The organism is Candidatus Nanopelagicales bacterium (assembly GCA_030700225.1).
In the GTDB taxonomy this organism is placed as follows: domain Bacteria; phylum Actinomycetota; class Actinomycetes; order S36-B12.
Window position 1 is genome coordinate 1 of the sequence record JAUYJT010000059.1, and the last position, 18259, is coordinate 18259.

The 18259-nt window shown below is 64.8% G+C and carries 19 protein-coding genes; 15 read left to right on the forward strand and 4 right to left on the reverse strand.

Annotated elements, in window-relative coordinates:
• Window positions 1–198 precede the first annotated feature (198 nt).
• Complete coding sequence (locus Q8P38_09060; protein MDP4014748.1) at window positions 199–660, reverse strand: transglycosylase family protein; 462 nt, start codon at window positions 658–660, stop codon at window positions 199–201.
• Between the two features lie 383 nt (window positions 661–1043).
• Here Q8P38_09060 and Q8P38_09065 point away from each other — a divergent pair, with 383 nt between their 5' ends.
• From Q8P38_09065 to Q8P38_09115, 11 genes are all read left to right on the forward strand, one after another.
• On the forward strand, window positions 1044–1229 hold the full coding sequence (locus tag Q8P38_09065) for a hypothetical protein (protein ID MDP4014749.1): 186 nt from the start codon (window positions 1044–1046) through the stop codon (window positions 1227–1229).
• Entirely contained in the window at window positions 1229–3904 is a 2676-nt protein-coding gene (gene alaS, locus Q8P38_09070; protein MDP4014750.1) for an alanine--tRNA ligase, read from the forward strand. The genes Q8P38_09065 and alaS overlap by 1 nt, the downstream gene beginning before the upstream one ends.
• Before the next feature lie 4 nt (window positions 3905–3908).
• Window positions 3909–4385, forward strand: coding sequence for a Holliday junction resolvase RuvX (gene ruvX, locus Q8P38_09075; GenBank protein MDP4014751.1), 477 nt, complete (start codon window positions 3909–3911; stop codon window positions 4383–4385).
• Entirely contained in the window at window positions 4382–5548 is a 1167-nt protein-coding gene (mltG, locus tag Q8P38_09080) for an endolytic transglycosylase MltG (GenBank protein MDP4014752.1), read from the forward strand. Before ruvX ends, mltG begins: the two co-directional genes overlap by 4 nt.
• On the forward strand, window positions 5548–6348 hold the full coding sequence (locus Q8P38_09085) for a shikimate dehydrogenase (GenBank protein MDP4014753.1): 801 nt from the start codon (window positions 5548–5550) through the stop codon (window positions 6346–6348). The genes mltG and Q8P38_09085 overlap by 1 nt, the downstream gene beginning before the upstream one ends.
• 321 nt (window positions 6349–6669) lie before the next feature.
• The gene (locus Q8P38_09090) at window positions 6670–8334 is read left to right on the forward strand and encodes an ATPase, T2SS/T4P/T4SS family (GenBank protein ID MDP4014754.1); all 1665 of its coding nucleotides are present in this window, start codon (window positions 6670–6672) and stop codon (window positions 8332–8334) included.
• A 108-nt stretch (window positions 8335–8442) separates the two neighbouring features.
• Window positions 8443–9702 (forward strand): type IV pilus twitching motility protein PilT, encoded by a 1260-nt coding sequence (locus tag Q8P38_09095; protein MDP4014755.1) that lies wholly within the window; start codon window positions 8443–8445, stop codon window positions 9700–9702.
• Entirely contained in the window at window positions 9702–10922 is a 1221-nt protein-coding gene (locus Q8P38_09100; GenBank protein MDP4014756.1) for a type II secretion system F family protein, read from the forward strand. Before Q8P38_09095 ends, Q8P38_09100 begins: the two co-directional genes overlap by 1 nt.
• 152 nt (window positions 10923–11074) lie before the next feature.
• Window positions 11075–11632 carry a type IV toxin-antitoxin system AbiEi family antitoxin domain-containing protein gene (locus Q8P38_09105; GenBank protein MDP4014757.1) on the forward strand — a complete coding sequence of 186 codons (558 nt, stop codon included), beginning with the start codon at window positions 11075–11077 and terminating at the stop codon, window positions 11630–11632.
• Window positions 11629–11775, forward strand: a complete 147-nt coding sequence (locus tag Q8P38_09110; GenBank protein MDP4014758.1) for a hypothetical protein — start codon at window positions 11629–11631, stop codon at window positions 11773–11775. The genes Q8P38_09105 and Q8P38_09110 overlap by 4 nt, the downstream gene beginning before the upstream one ends.
• On the forward strand, window positions 11772–12506 hold the full coding sequence (locus tag Q8P38_09115; GenBank protein MDP4014759.1) for a nucleotidyl transferase AbiEii/AbiGii toxin family protein: 735 nt from the start codon (window positions 11772–11774) through the stop codon (window positions 12504–12506). Before Q8P38_09110 ends, Q8P38_09115 begins: the two co-directional genes overlap by 4 nt.
• A 371-nt stretch (window positions 12507–12877) precedes the next feature.
• Here Q8P38_09115 and Q8P38_09120 read toward each other — a convergent pair whose 3' ends face one another.
• The 3 genes from Q8P38_09120 to Q8P38_09130 form a co-directional block, all read right to left on the reverse strand.
• Window positions 12878–13240 carry a hypothetical protein gene (locus tag Q8P38_09120; protein MDP4014760.1) on the reverse strand — a complete coding sequence of 121 codons (363 nt, stop codon included), beginning with the start codon at window positions 13238–13240 and terminating at the stop codon, window positions 12878–12880.
• Window positions 13241–13619: 379 nt separating this feature from the next.
• Complete coding sequence (locus tag Q8P38_09125) at window positions 13620–15002, reverse strand: sulfite exporter TauE/SafE family protein (GenBank protein ID MDP4014761.1); 1383 nt, start codon at window positions 15000–15002, stop codon at window positions 13620–13622.
• A 256-nt stretch (window positions 15003–15258) separates the two neighbouring features.
• Window positions 15259–15741 carry a nitroreductase family deazaflavin-dependent oxidoreductase gene (locus tag Q8P38_09130; protein ID MDP4014762.1) on the reverse strand — a complete coding sequence of 161 codons (483 nt, stop codon included), beginning with the start codon at window positions 15739–15741 and terminating at the stop codon, window positions 15259–15261.
• 180 nt (window positions 15742–15921) lie between these two features.
• On the opposite strand from Q8P38_09130, the gene Q8P38_09135 reads away from it, so the two are divergent.
• The 4 genes from Q8P38_09135 (at window position 15922) to Q8P38_09150 (ending at window position 18224) form a co-directional block, all read left to right on the forward strand.
• On the forward strand, window positions 15922–16509 hold the full coding sequence (locus Q8P38_09135) for a biotin transporter BioY (GenBank protein ID MDP4014763.1): 588 nt from the start codon (window positions 15922–15924) through the stop codon (window positions 16507–16509).
• Between the two features lie 89 nt (window positions 16510–16598).
• Window positions 16599–17321: a hypothetical protein gene (locus tag Q8P38_09140; GenBank protein MDP4014764.1), complete on the forward strand. Its 723-nt coding sequence runs from the start codon at window positions 16599–16601 to the stop codon at window positions 17319–17321.
• Between the two features lie 15 nt (window positions 17322–17336).
• Window positions 17337–17636, forward strand: coding sequence for a GNAT family N-acetyltransferase (locus Q8P38_09145; protein ID MDP4014765.1), 300 nt, complete (start codon window positions 17337–17339; stop codon window positions 17634–17636).
• A 132-nt stretch (window positions 17637–17768) separates the two neighbouring features.
• On the forward strand, window positions 17769–18224 hold the full coding sequence (locus Q8P38_09150; protein MDP4014766.1) for a prepilin-type N-terminal cleavage/methylation domain-containing protein: 456 nt from the start codon (window positions 17769–17771) through the stop codon (window positions 18222–18224).
• Window positions 18225–18259: the final 35 nt, after the last annotated feature.

Consider the following 18259-nt stretch of genomic DNA (forward strand, 5'->3'; position numbering starts at 1 on the left):
CAGCCCTGTTCGTCCACTGGCAACTAACCCCTATCCCCACACGCTGACCCGTGGGAGCCGGATGACAGGAGACCGTCACGTCCGGTTCTGCGAGAGCCGGGGGGTGCAACTCCCCCCGGCTACTCACCTTTGCATCATCTGACTGGCTTGAGCCGGAGCTCGCCGACCGATCACCCGCAATGAGCGAGGGATTCAGGCTTAGGCGCAACCCCAGGGGCCCCAGCCCGAACTCCGCCACAGCTTCCACGCGATGTGGTCCTGGGCGAACTTCGGAGCGCGGTGGGCGTTGGGGGCGTACCGGCCGCCCCCGGCCCCGAGCCAAGTTCCAGTCAGGAACTGCCACGCGCCGTGGTAGGGGCCGTCGACAAGCTTGTAGTCCCCGTTCGATTCGCACTGCACCACAGAACGTGATTTCGCGGTCTTGGCCCACTTCCTGGACTTCTTGATCTGCCGAATCTCCTTGCGGGTCAGGTGGTGCTTCGCGATGCGGGAGCGCTTGACCGACGTCCGCGCGCTGCTGGCGTAGACGGACTCCTGTGCCTGGGCGCTGCTGGCGTACACCGCGTCGGAGGACTGGGCGGAGGCCAGGCTAAGTCCCGCGGCCAACGTGGTGACACATAGGACGGCCGCGGCGGACATGGCGATTGGGCGTTTGCGCATGATGTTCCTTCGTCGACGGTCCCCTGGCGCTGCGAATCTGGCTCAACCGCGCACGTTCGGGGCGGACTCCGGGTCGGGCCCGGATCGGGATCTTGCCCGGATAGGGTGCTTCGAAACCGACCCAGCGACCGTACGGCACGTCTCCTACGTCTCCTACGGATCTGGCGTGTGAGTCATCTCACCAGGCCAACGAGACAGTGAGTCATCCGCCCGACCATCTCGCCCACCGCTGGGGGTACCCCTCCCCCAAAGGGGGTACCCCCAACTGGGGAAGGTGAACCGGGGGGCCGAGGCTGCGTTAGTGTCGATGTTCAATACATCCGACTGGGGGACGCTCCCCCGGGGGGTAGTTCTCGAGGCAATTCTGGAGTGGAGGCACTGACGTGGGGCGACTGATTTGGGTGGGTGTTGGAGCCGCTGGGGGCATCTACGCGTACAGGCGCGCCGAGCGCGTGTGGCTTGAGGCCAAGGATCGGGGTGTGGCGGGCAACGCCACCATCCTCGCGGCCGCTACGACTGCGATGCTGGTCAAGGACAGAGTGGGGCCAAGACCCGGAGTCCGCCGCTGATGGACTCAGCAGAGATCCGCGTCAGGTTTCTTCGGTTCTTCGAGAGCCGACAGCACGTCGCGGTTCCGTCAGCCTCGCTGCTCCTTGACGACCCGACGTTGCTGTTCGTCAACGCCGGAATGGTTCCGTTCAAGCCGTACTTCCTCGGCGAGGCTCCGGCGCCGTTCCCGAGGGCGACTTCGGTGCAGAAATGCGTCAGGACGCTGGACATCGATCAGGTGGGCAGGACTACGCGGCACGCGTCCTTCTTCCAGATGGCGGGCAACTTCGCCTTTGGCGACTACTTCAAGGACGTCGCGATCCCCTACGCGTGGGAACTGCTGACCACCGGTGTGGACGACGGAGGCTTCGGCTTCGATCCGGGCCGGATGTGGGCGACGGTCTATGACGATGACGACGAGGCGGCCGACATTTGGCACAACGTCGTGGGGATGCCGCTTGACCGAATCCAAAGACGGGGCCAAGCCGACAACTACTGGTCCATGGGTGTCCCTGGGCCGTGCGGACCATGTTCGGAGATCTACTTCGACCGCGGCGCCGAGTTCGGCAGGGACGGCGGCCCGGTCGTGGACGAGGACCGGTTCTTGGAGGTGTGGAACCTGGTCTTCATGCAGTCCTACAGAGGTGAGGGCCCTGCCAAGGAGGGTTACCCGATCCTTGGCGAACTGCCCAGCCGGAACATCGATACCGGAATGGGGCTGGAGAGGATGGCCGCTCTGCTCCAGGGAGTCGGCAGCATCTACGAGATCGACACCACGCGGGTGGTTCTGGACAAGGCCAGCCATCTGACCGGCGCGAAGTACGGAACGCAGAACCGCTCAGATGTCTACTTGCGCGTCATCGCTGACCACTCCCGCACGTGCACGTTCCTGATCAGTGACGGTGTCGTCCCGGGCAATGAAGGCCGCGGGCACGTCCTGCGCAGGCTCATGCGGCGAGTGATCCGCAACATGCGCCTTCTGGGCGCCCACGAGCCCGCCATGGCTCAACTAGTGGCAGCCAACGTTGAGGCGATGGCCCCGCAGTACCCCGAGCTGGCGAGCCAGGAGAGTCGAATCACATCGGTCGCCGTCAGCGAGGAGGCGTCCTTCCTGGAGACTCTGCGCACCGGCACGCAGGTATTCGATCTGGCTGTCGCCGAGACCAGGGTCGAGGGCACCGGCATGTTGAGCGGCAGCCAGGCCTTCCAGCTCCACGACACGCACGGTTTCCCGATCGAACTGACGCTGGAGATGGCGGCCGAGCAAGGACTTGAGGTCGACGAGGAAGGGTTTCGCCACCTCATGGCGGAGCAAAGGGAGCGGGCCCAGGCCGACTCCCGTGCAAGGAAGTCCGGCTTGGTCCCCCTGACGGCGTACCGGGACACGCTTTCCCGCAGCGGATCGACGATCTTCACCGGCTATGCGGAGATCGCGAGCGACGCGACGATCACCGGGATGCTGCGGGATGGCGAAGCGGTGCCAGCGGCTTCGGTCGGCGACGAGGTCAAGGTCGTTCTGGACCGCACCCCGTTCTACGCCGAGGGCGGTGGGCAGCTCGGTGACCACGGCGTGATCGTGTCCGATGACGGCGGCGTGATGGACGTGTTCGACGTTCAGTCCCCGATCCCTGGCCTAGTCGTCCACACCGGCAAGGTCCGCGACGGTCAGCTCGTGCTGGACGAAGCGGTGCACGCACGCGTGGATGTGGAGCGGCGCAAGGCCATCAGCCGGGCGCACACGGCCACGCACATGATCCACCGCGCCTTCCGGGAGCTGATCGGGGAGACCGCGACCCAGATGGGTTCGGAAAACGCCCCCGGCCGCCTCCGGTTCGACTTCCCCAGCCCGAAGCCTGTCCCGCGGACGGTCTTGGCCGACGCCGAAGCTTTGGTCAACGACGTACTGCGCGAGGACCTGCTCGTGACAGCCAGGACGATGCCGCAACCTGACGCGGTCGCCATGGGTGCCATGGCCCTGTTCGGGGAGAAGTACGGCGAAACCGTGCGCGTCGTGTCTGTGGGGGACTGGGCTCACGAGCTTTGCGGTGGCACTCACGCCGGTCGCAGCGGCCAACTGGGGATAGTCACCTTCCTGTCGGAGTCCTCGATCGGCGCTGGCGTCCGCCGCGTGGAGGCCTTGGTCGGATCTGACGCCTACACTTTCCTGGCCCGCGAGCACCATCTGGTCTCGCAGCTTTCCCAGATGGCGAAAGTGCCGCCCGATCAGCTGCCCAACCGGGTGGAATCCCTGATCGCGCGGTTGAAGGAAGCCGAGAAGGAGCTTGAGAGAGTTCGCCACGCGCAGCTCCTCGCGCGGTTCGAGGACATCGTCGGCACCGGCGCGGACGTTGGCGAGTTCCGCATCTGGACGTTCCGCGCACCCGATGACCTCAGCGGGGACGATCTGCGCCAACTCGCCACAAGAGCGCAATCCCACGCCCGGCCTGAGCTGGCGGTCGGCTTCGTGGGTGGGTCTGTGTCAGGCAACCGGGTCTCGATGGTCGCCGCTGTCAACCCGCACGGCCGCGAGCGCGGTTTGTCAGCACGGGATCTGTTGAGCGTGGCGCTGGTGCAGGTGGACGGCCGTGGGGGCGGGAAGGAAGCCCTGGCCCAAGGTTCCGGAACTCGGCCGGAGAAGCTCGATGACGCCTTCTCCGCCGTGCTGGAACACGTTTCTCATCTGTCCGGTGGGTGAGCGGATGCGCGAAGGGTCCCGGATAGGGATCGACCCGGGCACCGTCCGCATCGGAGTCGCGCGATGCGACGCCCCGGCCGTGCTCGCGGTCCCATTGGTGACGGTTCACGCTGGCGGCACCGCGATTGGGGAACTGGCTGCGCTAGCTGCTCAATGGGAGGTAATCGAGGTCATCGTCGGGCTGCCGCTGACGCTGTCAGGGCGCGTAGGACCAGCCGCGGCTTCGGCGACGGCGTTCGCGCGCGAACTGGCTTGTGAAGTGGCGCCCGTTCCCGTGCGACTCGTCGACGAACGACTCACGACCGCGGCCTCGCAGAAGCACCTAAGGCAGGCCGGGCGGAACTCCCGCGACTCGCGGAAAGTCCAAGATCAAGCGGCGGCCGTCGCGATCTTGCAGAATGCACTAGACACGGAGCGGGCCACAGGCACACCAGCAGGCGTGGCCGTGGACCCGATCGGATCTAGCGAGGAGACCACGTGAGCAACGTCGGACTTCCCATGCGGGACAGCTCATCGGGGGGCGGGGGCCAGGATTCGCGTCCTTCGCGGCCCGGCGGCAAGCGCTCCAAGGCGGCGGTTGTGCTGGCCGTGATCATCGTGGCGGCACTGGTCGGGGGCGTCGGATACGGCGGCTACAAGGTGTACAAGAGCATGCGCGCCGAAGCGCCGATCGACTACCCAGGTCCCGGCCAGGGCAGCGTGGTGATTGAGGTCAAAGAAGGCCAGATCCTCAGTGAGATCGGCGAGACCCTCAAGGAAGCCGACGTAGTCGCCTCGGCGGAGGCGTTCACCCAGGCAGCGGCCCTGGACGAGCGGGCGACATCGATTACGCCTGGTGGATATTCGATGTTGCTGAAGATGTCGGCCCAGGGAGCTTTGGAGCGGATGCTGGATCCAGCGTCGAGCACAGACGTCGTCGTGGTGATCCCGGAAGGGTTCCGGACCTACCAGACGGTGGACCGGCTCAGTGCCTCCACGGGCATTCCCAAGAACAAGTTCAACACCGTCATAGCCTCACCGCAGCTGCTGCCTTTGCCCGCGTGGGCCAAGGGCAAGGGAGCGGCGCGGGCCGAGGGGTTCTTGTTCCCCAGCACGTACAGGTTCGACAAGAAGGCGACCCCTTCGGAGATGCTGAACGAGATGGTCGCCAAGTTCACGGCAGTGACCACCGAGATCGACTTCGTGGGACGCGCGGCGAAGACTGGCCGATCCCCGTACGACGTGCTGAACATCGCGTCCATCGTCCAAGCCGAAGGGCGTCCGGGGGACTTCGGGAAGGTCGCACGCGTGGTCTACAACCGGCTGAGTCCGAAGACGTGGGGCGGCACATACGGGTATCTGGGCGTGGATGCGACCCTGAACTACGCCCTCGGTCAGTTCAAGATCGATCTGACCAGGTCCGAGCTGGCCACAAACTCGCCCTACAACACATCGACCGAGCACCGCCAAGGCCTGCCTCCGACGCCGATCGACTCGCCAGGGCAGGAAGCCATGGAAGCGGCCTTGGATCCGCCCAAGGGTGACTGGCTGTACTACGCGACCGTGAACCTCAAGACCGGTGAGACCAAGTTCACGGACAACTACAATGAGTTCCTGCGTTACCAGCAGGAGTTGCGCGACTACCTGGCACGTCACCCAGAATGATGCGGGCGGCTGTCCTGGGCCATCCGATCGCCCACAGCCTGAGTCCGGTGCTCCACCGGGCTGCCTACGAAGCGCTGAGCCTTGACTGGCGTTACGACGCTATCGACGTTGACGAGCCTGGGCTGCCGGGCTTCATCGCCGCGTTGGACCCTTCGTGGGCCGGGCTGTCATTGACCATGCCGCTGAAGCGGGCCGTCGTGCCGTTGCTGGACGAGGCCTCGGAACTTGTCGACTCGCTCGGCTGCGCCAACACCGTTGTGCTTCGGGAAGGTCGACGATCCGGGCACAACACGGATGTCGCCGGACTCGTGGCCGCCCTGGCGGAGTCGGGCGTCACGTCAGTGGCGAGTGTGGGGATTCTGGGAGCCGGGGCGACGGCGGGGTCGGCGCTCGCTGCCGCGGCCCGGTTGGAGTGCGAGTCGATCTCGGTCAGCGCGCGTCGGCCTGAATCTCTGGACGGGATGCGCCGTCTGGCCGTGCGTGTGGGGTGCGTCGCCGAGACCGTTGACTGGGAGCGGCGGGCGGAGGTTCTGGAGGCTGACGTAGTGATCTCGACGCTGCCGGGCGACGCGGCCGGGGCACTGGCGCCGCTGCTGCCCGCGCGCCTCGGCGTGCTGCTGGACGTGACGTATCACCCGTGGCCGACCACGTTGGCGTCTGCCTGGGGGCAGATGGGTGGCGTCGTGGTTTCCGGACACAGGTTTCTGTTGCACCAAGCTGCTGAGCAGGTGCGGCTGATGACGGGGTCGGAGCCGCCTATCGCCGCGATGGATGCCGCTCTGGGCCGGGTTTTGGCCTAGCCGGGGGTTCCAAACCCCTGCGAGCTCAGGTTCAATGCCGCGCGATGATGCGAAACCTCTGATGATCATGCAACTCCGCGATCTGCCGGGAAGGGAAGATCGCTAATGAGCATGATCATCAGAGGTTTCGCATCATCCAGGTGAGTACTACATCTAGGTCCGCACGGAAACCACTCGTGACCGGGCCCGGGGCGTCACTGCGCCGTGCCCGCGCGAAGCCGCCTTCAGGTTTTCGGCGCCATGTGCCGATACCGGCGGAGGAGGACATGTGCGTCCGCCGGGCAGACATGTGTGCCTGGTGGGCAGGAAGGACAGGGCGGCATGGCGGAGCTTGGCGAGATCCTGCTCGCCGCGGGTCTGATCGAACGCGAGCAGCTGAAGTGCGCGCTGGAGAAGCAACGCGCTTCTGGCGGGACGCTGGGCCAGATCCTCGTCGACGCGGGAGACTTGTCAGAGGGGCAGCTCGTCGCGCTGCTTGCCGCCGAGGGTGGGCTGCCATTCATGGATCTGGCCGATGTCACGGTTGACGGTTCGGCCATGGGAAGGGTCCCCGGCGTGGTTTGCCGCAAGCATCACGTCATCCCGGTCGCGATCGAGGACGGCGCTCTGGTCCTGGCCATGGCGGACCCCGCGGACGTAGTCGCCATCGACGATGTCCGGGCACTGACCGGGATGGACGTCCGGATCGCCATCGCGACGCGCCGCGACGTCGACGCCGCCATCGACCGCCTCTACAGGGCTGACTCTGACCTGGATGACTTGACGACGGTGATGGATGTCGAGGAGCAACCCGAGGATCTGGCGGCACTGCGTCAGGTCATCGAAGACGCCCCGATCGTGAAGTTCGTCAATCTCTTGATCACACAGGGCATCCAAGATGACGCCAGTGACATCCACCTGGAGCCCAACGAGCGCGATCTGTCGGTGCGCTTCCGCATTGATGGCGTCCTGCATGAGGTGATGCGGTCTCCCCGAAGCATCCACGCGGGCGTGGTCAGCCGGCTGAAGATCATGGCGGACATGGACATCGCCGAACGGCGGGTGCCTCAGGACGGCCGGTTGAGCGTGACGGCGCGTGGCAGGCAAGTTGACCTGCGGGTCGCGTCGCTGCCGACGGTGTGGGGCGAGAAGCTGGTGCTGCGAATACTGGACAGCGGTACGAGCCGTCTGGACCTGTCCGACCTGGGGTTCAGTCCCAGCAACTACGACAAGTACTCGGAGTCGTTCTTCAAGCCCTACGGGATGATCATGGTCACCGGGCCGACCGGCTCAGGGAAGTCCACGACCCTCTACGCGACCTTGAACATCCTGAACCGCCCCGAGGTAAACATCATCACCGTCGAGGACCCTGTCGAGTACCGCTTGGCCGGGATCTCCCAGATCCAGACGCACCCCAAGGCCGGTCTTACCTTCGCTTCGGCCCTGCGCTCGATTCTGCGAGCTGACCCGGACATCGTGCTCATCGGTGAGGTTCGCGATCACGAGACAGCCCAGATCGCGGTCGAGGCGGCGCTGACGGGGCACTTGGTCCTGACGACTCTGCACACCAATGACGCGCCGGGGTCGGTGAACCGGCTCATCGAGATGGGGATCGAGCCCTTCCTGGTGGGGTCGGCCCTGGACTGTGTGCTGGCTCAGCGGCTCGCGCGGCGGCTGTGCACGCACTGCCGCGAGGAGTTCAAGCCGACCCATGAGACGCTGACGGCCGCTCGATTCCCGTTGGCGGAGGGCGAGCCGGTGCCTGTGCTGTACCGGGCCAAGGGTTGCTCCAAGTGCGCGAAGACCGGCTACAAAGGGCGCATCGCCCTGCATGAGGTCATGCGGGTCAGCGAAACGATCGAGCGGTTGACGGTAGAGCGGGCCACGACATCGGAAATCACAGAGGCCGCAAAGGCCGAGGGAATGCGGTCATTGCGCGATGATGGGATGCAGAAGGTCCTGGAAGGGGTCACGAGTCTGGACGAGATCCTGCGGGTCGTGCTCTAACTGGCGCGCGAGGGTTGGCGAGTCCGGGTCGATCTTGTCTGCGCCAAGCGCCAGACTGGGATCGGGCGGAAGTGAGACCGTGGTACCGCGGAGGCAAGGGAGAGTGCCGTGAGCCAGTCCGGGCAGGGCGACGACATCCGCTTCGCACCGTCGCGGGCACCGGAATCGCCGACGCCAGGCCTGGTCCCCCCGGTGGGGCCGATGCCCAGCGTGCCGGACGCGCCACAAGTCGCGGACACCGCAGCCAAGCCCAAGGCTTACGAACGCTCGACGACCGAGACCAAGATCCGCAAGGGTGACATCTCCCTGCTGGACTTGCTGGATCGCGTGATGGATCTGGGCGCTTCCGACCTGCACATCGCCGCCGAGTCCAATCCAGTGGTGCGGATCAACGGGGCCTTGCACCTGCTGGAGGATTTCCCGGTACTGGACAAGGCCATGATTCAGCGCGTCCTCTACGCGATCATCACCCAAGACCAGCGGGAGCGATTCGAGGAGGAACTGGAGCTCGACTTCTCCTACGCGCTGCCGGGCCGGAGCCGGTTCCGGGTGAATCTCTACAGGCAGAAGGACGCGCTCGGAGCCGCCTTCCGCCTGATTCCGCAGGAGATACGGTCGCTTGAAGAGCTCGGAATACCGCCCGTGGTGCGCGATTTCGCCAGCCTTCCGCGCGGGTTCGTTCTGGTGACCGGCCCGACCGGGTCGGGGAAGTCCACGACCCTGGCCGCGCTGATAGATCTTGCCAACACCACGCGGCACGACCACATCATGACCGTCGAGGACCCGATCGAGTTCCTGCACTCGCACAAGTCCTGCCTGGTCAACCAGCGTGAGGTCGGCACGGACACTTGGTCCTACAACCAGGCTCTCAAGCACGTGCTGCGCCAGGACCCGGACATCATCCTGGTTGGTGAGATGCGAGATCTGGAGACGATCTCGGTGGCGTTGACCGCGGCGGAAACCGGCCACCTCGTCTTCGCGACGCTGCACACTCAGGACGCCGCGCAGACCATCGACCGCGTCATAGACGTGTTCCCGCCGTCTCAGCAGCAGCAGGTTCGCCAACAGCTGGCTAGCTCCTTCCAGGGTGTGGTGTGCCAGACCCTGTGCAAGTCCGCGGACGGCCAGTCCAGGGTGGTTGCCGTGGAGGTCCTGACGATCACGCCCGCGGTTCGGAACTTGATCCGCGAGGGCAAGACGCATCAGTTGTACTCCGCGATGCAGGCGGGTGCCAAGTTCGGCATGCAGACCATGGACCAACACTTGGCGAAGCTGGTGCTGGCAAACCGGATCACGTACGAAACTGGCCTGGAGAAGTGCCACCAGATCGAGGACTTCAACCGCCTGGCGGGAAGGAGCTCGCACTGATGGCGGTCGGCACTTTCGAGTACCAGATCAGGGACCGGTCCGGCAAGATCGTCAATGGCAAGATCGACGCCGAGTCTCAGTCGGCGGTTGCCAACAAGCTCAAGTCGATGGGATACGCACCGATCTCCATCCGCGAGGCTGGCACGGGGATGAACCGCGAGATCCACATCCCGGGCTTCGGCGAGAAGGTCAAGCTGTACGACCTGGCGGTGCTTTGCCGTCAATTCGCCACGATGATCAACTCGGGTCTGAACCTGCTCAGGTCGCTGTCGATTCTGGAGCAGCAGACGCAGAACGAGAAGCTCGCGAAGGTGATGGGCGAGGTCAGGGCTGAGGTCGAGGCCGGGTCATCCCTATCCATAGCGCTCGCACACCACGAAGAAGTGTTCCCTCCGCTGATGATCAGCATGGTGCGCGCGGGTGAAGTCGGCGGGTTCTTGGACAAGGTCCTGCTTCAGATAGCGTCCAACTTCGAGTCCGAAGTCCGGCTACGCCAGAAGATCAAGTCAGCCATGACATATCCGACGGTCGTGTTCATCATCGCCATCCTGGCTCTGAGCGCCATGCTGCTGTTCATCGTCCCGGTGTTCGAAGGGCTATTCATCGGGCTCGGCGGCGAGTTGCCCGCTCCCACGCGGGTTCTCGTGGCGATGTCCAACTTGCTGAAGGTGACCGCACCGTTCTTGATCCTGTTGATCATCGTCGCGATGATCCTGTGGCGGCGGTTCAAGAATCACCCCAAGGTGCGCGACAAGGTCGATCCGCTCAAGCTGAAGCTGCCGGTGTTCGGCAAGATGTTCCAAAAGATCGCCCTGAGCCGGTTCACGCGCAACCTGGGGACACTGATCAGCGCTGGGGTGCCGATCCTGCAGTCCCTGGATATCGTCGCCGACACGTCAGGCAACGTGGTGATCGCCCGCGCGGTCCGCGATGTCGAGGACTCAGTGCGGTCCGGCGAGTCGCTGTCGCGGCGCCTTCAGGATCATCCCGTGTTCCCGCCGATGGTGGTGCAGATGCTGGCTGTGGGGGAGGACACTGGCTCGCTCGACGAGATGCTTCACAAGATAAGCGAGTTCTACGACCAGGAAGTCGAAGCCACTACCGAGGCCCTGACCTCTCTGATCGAGCCGATCATGATCGCTGTTATCGGCGGGATGATCGGGGCGATGTTGATCGCGCTGTACCTGCCGATGTTCAAGATCTTCGAGCTGGTGAAGTAGCGCCGCTGTCAGGTGACAGGAGACATTTCCAATTGACATTGATCGTTTCCAACCGTTTCCGAAGTGACGAGATCATTTCCTGAAGAGACGCTAGGCGTCCGAGGGATTCACAGATGTGTGCGGAAGCGTATCCATATGATACGCTAGAGCACATGAACATCTGGGATCTCGTGGTCGAACGAGCTGCTGAGCAGCACGGATACGTGACAACCCGTGACGCTCGTGACCTTGAAATCGACCCCACGCAGCTGCGGCTGCTTGCGGCGCGCGGTCGTCTCGACCGCGTGGGGCGTGGCGTATATCGCGTCCCGTTACTACCCCGGGGGGAGCACGACGACTTGGCCGAGGCTGTGGCATGGACCTTGAGGCGTGGCGTGATCTCGCACGAATCCGCGCTGCTGCTGCACGGAGTATCGGACGTGAACCCCTCGCACGTGCATCTGACGGTGCCACGCGACAATCACCCACGAGCTGCTGGAGGGGAGCTTTACCGCCTTCATCGCCGAAATCTTCCGGCCAAGGATGCCGCTGATGTAGATGGTATTCCGGTCACGACGGTCGAGCGGACGATCCGTGACTGCCTTGCCGACGGAACCGACCCCTACCAACTGCAGTTGGCGATCGACCAGGCCGAAACGGTCGGTCTTCTCCGCAAGGCTGTAGCAGAGTCGCTTCGTGGTGAAGTCGCGTCAGCGAGAGCGCTCGCATGACCTCGCGTTATGCGTCTTCGCCAACGAACCTGCGCGCACTCCGGGACCGGCTGACCCAGGCCGCGAAACGCGAGGGAGTCGTGTTCGGGCGCTTGCAGCAGCACGTCGCGGTCCTCGTGGTCGCCCAGTTCATGACCTCGTGACCGACGACCACGGCGACCCACTTCTGCTCGTGAAAGGCGGCGCTTCCTTGGAGCTCCGGCGTGGCATCCCAACCTCGCGTACCTCCAAGGATCTGGACGCAGTGAACCGGGCCGATATGGAGACAGTCCACGATCGACTGGTCGAGGCGGGAGCAACACGTTGGGAGGGCTTCACGGCCATCTTCACCCAACCCGTGCCATTCCAAGTTCCGGGCGAAATCGTGAACCCCTACCGTTTCACGGCGAAACTGAGCTACCACGGTAAGCCGTTCGCATCAGTGCCCGTCGAAGTGTCCGCAGTCGAGGCGGGCAACGCGGACCGCTACGACAAGATCACCTCAGAGGCCCTCACGCTCATCGGCATCCCGGCCAGCGATGCCGTGCCTTGCATGACGCTTCCGTGGCAAGTCGCGCAGAAGATCCATGCGTGCACGGAACTTCTCGAGCTGCCACGAAGCAACGACCGCGCTCACGATCTCGTCGACCTGCAACTGCTGGAGGCTCTTCTCATGGATGAATCACTTGCGGAGACCCGCAGCGCCAGCGTCGACGTATTCGCGGCAAGAGGCAAGCAAGCCTGGCCACCTCGGGTCGTAGCGCAACCTCACTGGGGACCGATCTATGCACGTGCCCTAGAGGGACTCGACCAACTCGAGCTCGCACCGACCGTCGAAGAAGGCGTCGGGCGGGTCCAGGCTTTCGTGAATCAGATAGACGCGAGCGGTATCTAACATTCTTCGCCTTCGACGATTTCGACTTCCACTTGCATTGCCGCCGCGTGATTAGCCTGACGCATCCAAGTCCAACAGGGTCGGAGGCGGTCAGTCCCGAACCAAATAGACGCGGGAGACCCGCGCTTGCACGCGCGACGACCCCCCGTCCCGGCACCCCGACGGCCTGAGACGCTCGTTGGGCAAGGTGGTGCAGACTTGCGTGTCAGACGTCCCGCGCGAGTGGTGCAGAGTGAGTGTCATTCACGAGGGGAATTGACGTGAGTGGTGCAAGATCCGATGTCAGCCGGCAGCAGCTTGTCGGTTGACAGCCGAGTTGGCCCAAGTGGACTTTGAGACGTGGGGAGCTTCACCGACGCGCCGCGCCGACCTCAGTGGGCTGCGTCGGCGTCGCGGGCCCATCCCAGTGCGATCACGACCGCCCAGACCAGTCCCGCAGCCATGAGGATCACGCCGAGCGCCTCAGCAACCAATGCCCCATTCATCGCCCACAGGGGCGGTGTGAATGTCTCGAAAGTGAAACCGCTTTCCCCTGAGCTCGAGGAAGGCGTAGCCCCGAACCACCAGTTCTGAGCGAGTCGTGAGAGGGCTTGGCTGACTTGCGTCAGGACGTAGCCGGCTACGAAGACCGCCGCCGCCCACACGAACCGGGTGCGAAGTCCCGCTCTCGGGCGAGCAGCGTCGTCGTAGTCATCGTAGAAGTCTTCTTCTTGATCCCCGTCTGGTTGCGTCACCGGAACAGGATCGCATCGCAAGCGACTGCGGCAGCCCGCGGGTCCTGGCAGCGGGTTTGGCCGAGGCCGAGATCGCAGGCATGATCAAGGAGCAGGCGGTAGAGCGAATGAGGTCGATCCGGACCGAGGTACGTGTCCATGGCACGAGCCCTCCCCCGCCTCGCGGGGGGACCCCCAGGCTTCAAGCCTCACGCTGGGGGTCCCCCCACGAAGTGGGGGGACCGGTCTCGACCCATGGACATGGACCCTGCGCCCGCTTTGTCCGTTAGGTCCGGTTCCGCTCTGCGGATCTGCCCGCTACGGTCGCTAAAACTCGCGAATCCCGCCGGGTAACAACCAGAACGGGTCGATCGCGCCAGGCAGGGCAGCGCGGCGGCGGCTACGGCCGGTTGATGGCGATGAACTCGCCGGGATACATGCCCATAACGCAGTTGAAGGAGTACACCCCCGGCTCCAGCGGCGCGATGTCGAACACGTTCACGCGGTCCCGCTCAAGATAGGTCGAAACGCCAAGGTCAGGGGCACGCAACGCCTCGGAGCACGTGAAGGGGGACTTGGCGTCGATGGCCCACTTCGTTGGCAGCCCCGAGTAGACGACGGACTGGGCGGGGACGTAGCCCCGTGACGTCTGGCTCATTCGCACGGTCTGGACCCCGTTAGCGACTGTGACGTTGTCCGAGATCTGGGCGGCGGCGACGGGCTCAGAGCTGGGCGTCGTCAGGCCCAGCGATCGCAGGCCGCCGACCATGCTCACCATGGCCATCCCGATCACCAGCACGCCGGTAACGCGCACAAACCCTTGGCTCTTCGTCGCCAGAGTGCCCAGCCCCCCGAGCGCCAGCAGACCCGGAGCGGTGCCGACAGCGAAAGCCCCCATGATCGCGCCGGACATCAGTGGGCTACCCGTGGCCAGGGCGTAGACCTGGACTGACTGGGTGATTCCGCAAGGCAGTATGAACGTGGCCGCGCCCAGCCCGGCTGCCCGCCAGTGCCCGGAGCCGCGCGGTTTGGTCTGGCCGGTGAGGAAGTGGGAGAACCTCCCAGGCAGAGTCGGGCTCCAACCCGCGAGCCGGGGAGACAGCCCGGTGAGCCGAAGTCCGAGCAACGTCATCACCAGCGCCACGGCTATCACCAGAACGGCCAGCGCCACCGGCGGTAGTGAGAACGCCGAGCCAACCGCGCCGAGCGCCGCGCCGAGGACCGCGAATCCGGCGATGCGCCCCGCCTGGAACGCCAACTGGGGGGCAAGCCTTTGCGTCGCGGTCGCGGCCGGGTGGGATCTGGCGTATTGCGCGGAAACGGCCAGGATCAGCCCGCCGACCAGCGCCATGCATGTGGACACGCCCGCGGCCAGTCCGACCAGGACCATCACCGCAACGACTGCGAGCTTCTCAGCGTCCGCGCCGACGCTGCCCGCCGACAGGTCGACCCTTAGGACCAGCAGTACCAGGATCCAGACCGCGACCGCCGCTACGGCGACCGTAAGCCAGGCTCGTGGGTCCCGAAGCACCCAAGCCGGACGCCCGAGGTGGTAGCCCGCCTTGCGGACCGCGCGCTCCAATGCCTCACGTTGGGGAGGGGGACTGCCGGAGACCCTGGCTTGCCCGCGAGTCGCTGAGACCGACACGTCAGTGACGCCGGGAACCTTCGACAGTGCCCTGCCCACCCGCTTCTCGCACGCGGCGCAAGTCATGCCGGTGACGGGAAGTTCCACGGTCACCGTCGCGACACCGTGGCCACGGCCCTCTGCCTGTTTCGTCATCGATCAGCTCCCTCGCCCCAGTGATCGACCCGATATGGTCGCTACCCGGCGGGATTTGCGAGTCTTAGCAACCATATCGGGCAGATCCGCGCGCCCAATCGGACACACTGGACAAAGCTGGCGCGGGGTCCGGGTCCATGGGTCGAGACGAGCGGCGTGCGACGGGATCCGTGTCACGGGGGGTTTGGATCGAGCGGCGTGAGGCTTGAAGCCGCGGGCTCGGCCCATGGACCCCGACCCCGAACCGGACCGGGCCTCAATCCGCCAGAGGCTCCAACACGATGAACGGCAGCTCCCGGCCCATGGCTCGATACGAATCCTGGCTGCCGTCGACCTCGAACTTCATGAACCGGGCAAGCTTCGTCGCGGCGCGCGGGTGCAGCCGAGCGTACGCGGCCATCTCGTCCGCGCCCTGCTCCGGGGAGAACCGCGTGGCATGGACGGCGCTCTGTCTGTTCCTGACCTGGATGGTGATGTCTGGGTGCGCCATGAGGTTCTGGAACCACTGGGACTTCTCGCCCCAGCCGGAGCAGATGACGTACCCGTGAGCCTGCTCGTCGTGCCGCACAACCTCGACGACAGCCTGACGGGGCAGGCCGGACTTGCGGCCGATGTGGTTGAGCAACAGGAAGCGGCCGCTCATCATCCATCCCAGCTTGTGCCGGTACAGCCAGATCGGGGCGCGCGCGGCCGCCCTCTGGAACCTGGTCAGCGGCTTCATACGGTCCCCGTCAGACATAGTGCCCATCTCCAATCGACAACGGCTACGCCAGCCGGTGACGAGACTGTCCCAGATCCGCCGGGTAGTTGCCAGCCCGGCCAGCGAGTTGACATGGCACGACGCGCGCGTTTCCGCCATGATCTTCACACGGGGTGAGGCGAGTTCACTGGCGCGCGCGGCAGCGCGGGAGGAGTCGACATGGCGGTAGCAGCCCCAAGCCCTAGAGTCCTGGCAGATGTGCTTCCAAGGTCAATCCCGCGGGACGTCCTTCTCGTCGTCGGCGGGGCGGCGTTCGTCGGAATCGCGGCGCAGATCATCATCCCGTTGCCGTTCACGCCAGTCCCGATCACGGGGCAGACGTTCGCGCTCCTGCTCAGTGCGGCCGCGCTCGGGACGCTGCGTGGAGTGCTGTCGATGCTCCTGTACGGGCTCGTCGGCATGGCCGGGCTGCCTTGGTTCGCCGGTGGCGTGTCAGGCGGCTTCGCGCTGGTGACGTTCGGCTACGTGATCGGATTCGTCGTAGCGGCCGGGGTCGTGGGATACCTCGCGGAACGCGGCTGGACGCGCAGTGTCGTGCGCATGGCCGGAGCGATGGTCATCGGCAACGTCACGATCTACATCTTCGGAGCGATCTACCTGCACTTCGCGCTGCACAGCACATCCTGGGCGACCACGATGGGCCTCGGCGTGACCCCGTTCCTCCTTGGCGATGCCCTGAAGATCGTCATCGCTGCCGGGCTGTTCCCGCTCGTTTGGCGCCAGATCAAGACCGAGCCCGACAAATAGAGGACCAAGGTCATTCGCGCGAATCCAGCACGACAGGGGTGCGCGACATCGTAGGGTCAGCACGAAGTAGCACGGGAGGCGGTTAGGACATGAGTACTGCAGCCACACAGGTAGCTGAGCCGACTGGGGCGCCCAAGGACGGCAAGCCGCGTCATTACGGCTCTTCGGCCCTGTTCTCCGGAGCCGCCAGGATGTGGCGAGCCTGGCTTCCATGTGTCGTGGTCATCGTCGTCAACGCGGCGATACAGGGGTTGATGGTCATCCGAGACCCAGCCGTGACCGCCAGCGCGTCGTTCATCGCGGCAGTGGTCATTTCGCTGGTGTGCATCCTGGCGACGTACGCGGTCATTACGGCGTCGGCGTTGGGCGCGGTGGAGGGCAAGGTTGGCTTCGGCGAGGCGTTCAAGTCGTCCGGGCGGCACCTTGGCCTCTTCGTGGCTTGGGTGCTTGGCTTGATGGTGGTGTCGCTGGCCGCGTACATGGTCTACGTCTACCCAGGCTTCATCGTGCTGGCAATTACCCCGTATGTGGCAGTCGCGGCGATGGCCGGGCGCGGCAACGCGCTCGCCGCGAACTTCCGCGCGATCGCGGGCAGGCCGGGCCGGACGCTTCTAACTGTGATCCTCATCGGTGTCATGTTGTTCATAGTTAGTCTCTTGGCGGCCGCGAACTACTTCTTCACCTGGTTCTTCGTCCGCGGGTTCGCCTCCTCGCTGGTCGCCTGGATCGCGTACGGGCTCTTGGCGTGGTGGTGGACTACTTCCCTGGCGTGCGTGTACCGCAGCACAGCGGTCGGTGACGAAACCGTCTGACGGGTGGATCGCCCGGTGTCGGCACGCGTCGTCCGCGCCGCCGAGCAGTCCAGGTATGAGATATGGCTGGGCGAGGATCTGGCTGGCTACGCCGAGTACGAGCAGGCCGGAGACGTGCTTCGACTGACGGCAACGCGGATCTATGACGAGTTCGAGCGGCGGGGCTTGGGTTCAGCACTGGCCGAGGGGCTTGTCGTTGATGTGCGCGAGCGTGGTTCGCGGATACTTCCGGTCTGCCCATTCATGGTCTGGTGGGTCGCGGAGCACCCAGAATGCGGTGACATCGTGGAGCCTCATGTGCAGGAGGATGATTGAGGCCACTACTCCATTCGGGTGACAAGTGGGCGACATGTCGCGTTTGCCCTCAACCCAGTCTCTCCGCAGGCCGAGCCCTCTTACGTCATCGCCCTCATTTGGGCACTTGTTAACAAGTGAAAGGAGACGACCATGTTGAGTCGTCTGCAGAAGAGAAGGGGAGAAGAGGGCTTCACCCTCATCGAACTCCTCGTAGTGATCATCATCATCGGAATCCTGGCGGCGATCGCCATCCCGGTGTTCCTGAGCCAGAGAAACAACGCCTATGACGCGGCTGTGGAATCCGACTTGCGCAACCTGGCCACGTCCGAGACGGCGGCTTTCACCACAGGTAACGTGTTCATCTTGTGTGGCGGGGCGGCCCCGCAGGTCGCATGTGCCGCTGAAACCGACCTGACCGACGAGGGATACGTCGAATCTGGCGCTGGCAACTACAGCGCGGTTCCGGTAGTTACGACCGTGACAGCCGCTGGTGGTGCGGGGGGAACGACAGCGACGGGATTCTGCGCGGACGCAACCTCCACATCTGGCACGATCTTCAACTGGAACTCCCAAACTGGAGGACTTGGCACTGGCGCCTGCCCCTAGGAGCTAGCGCTGCTGAGACGGTGGGCCGGGCCTTC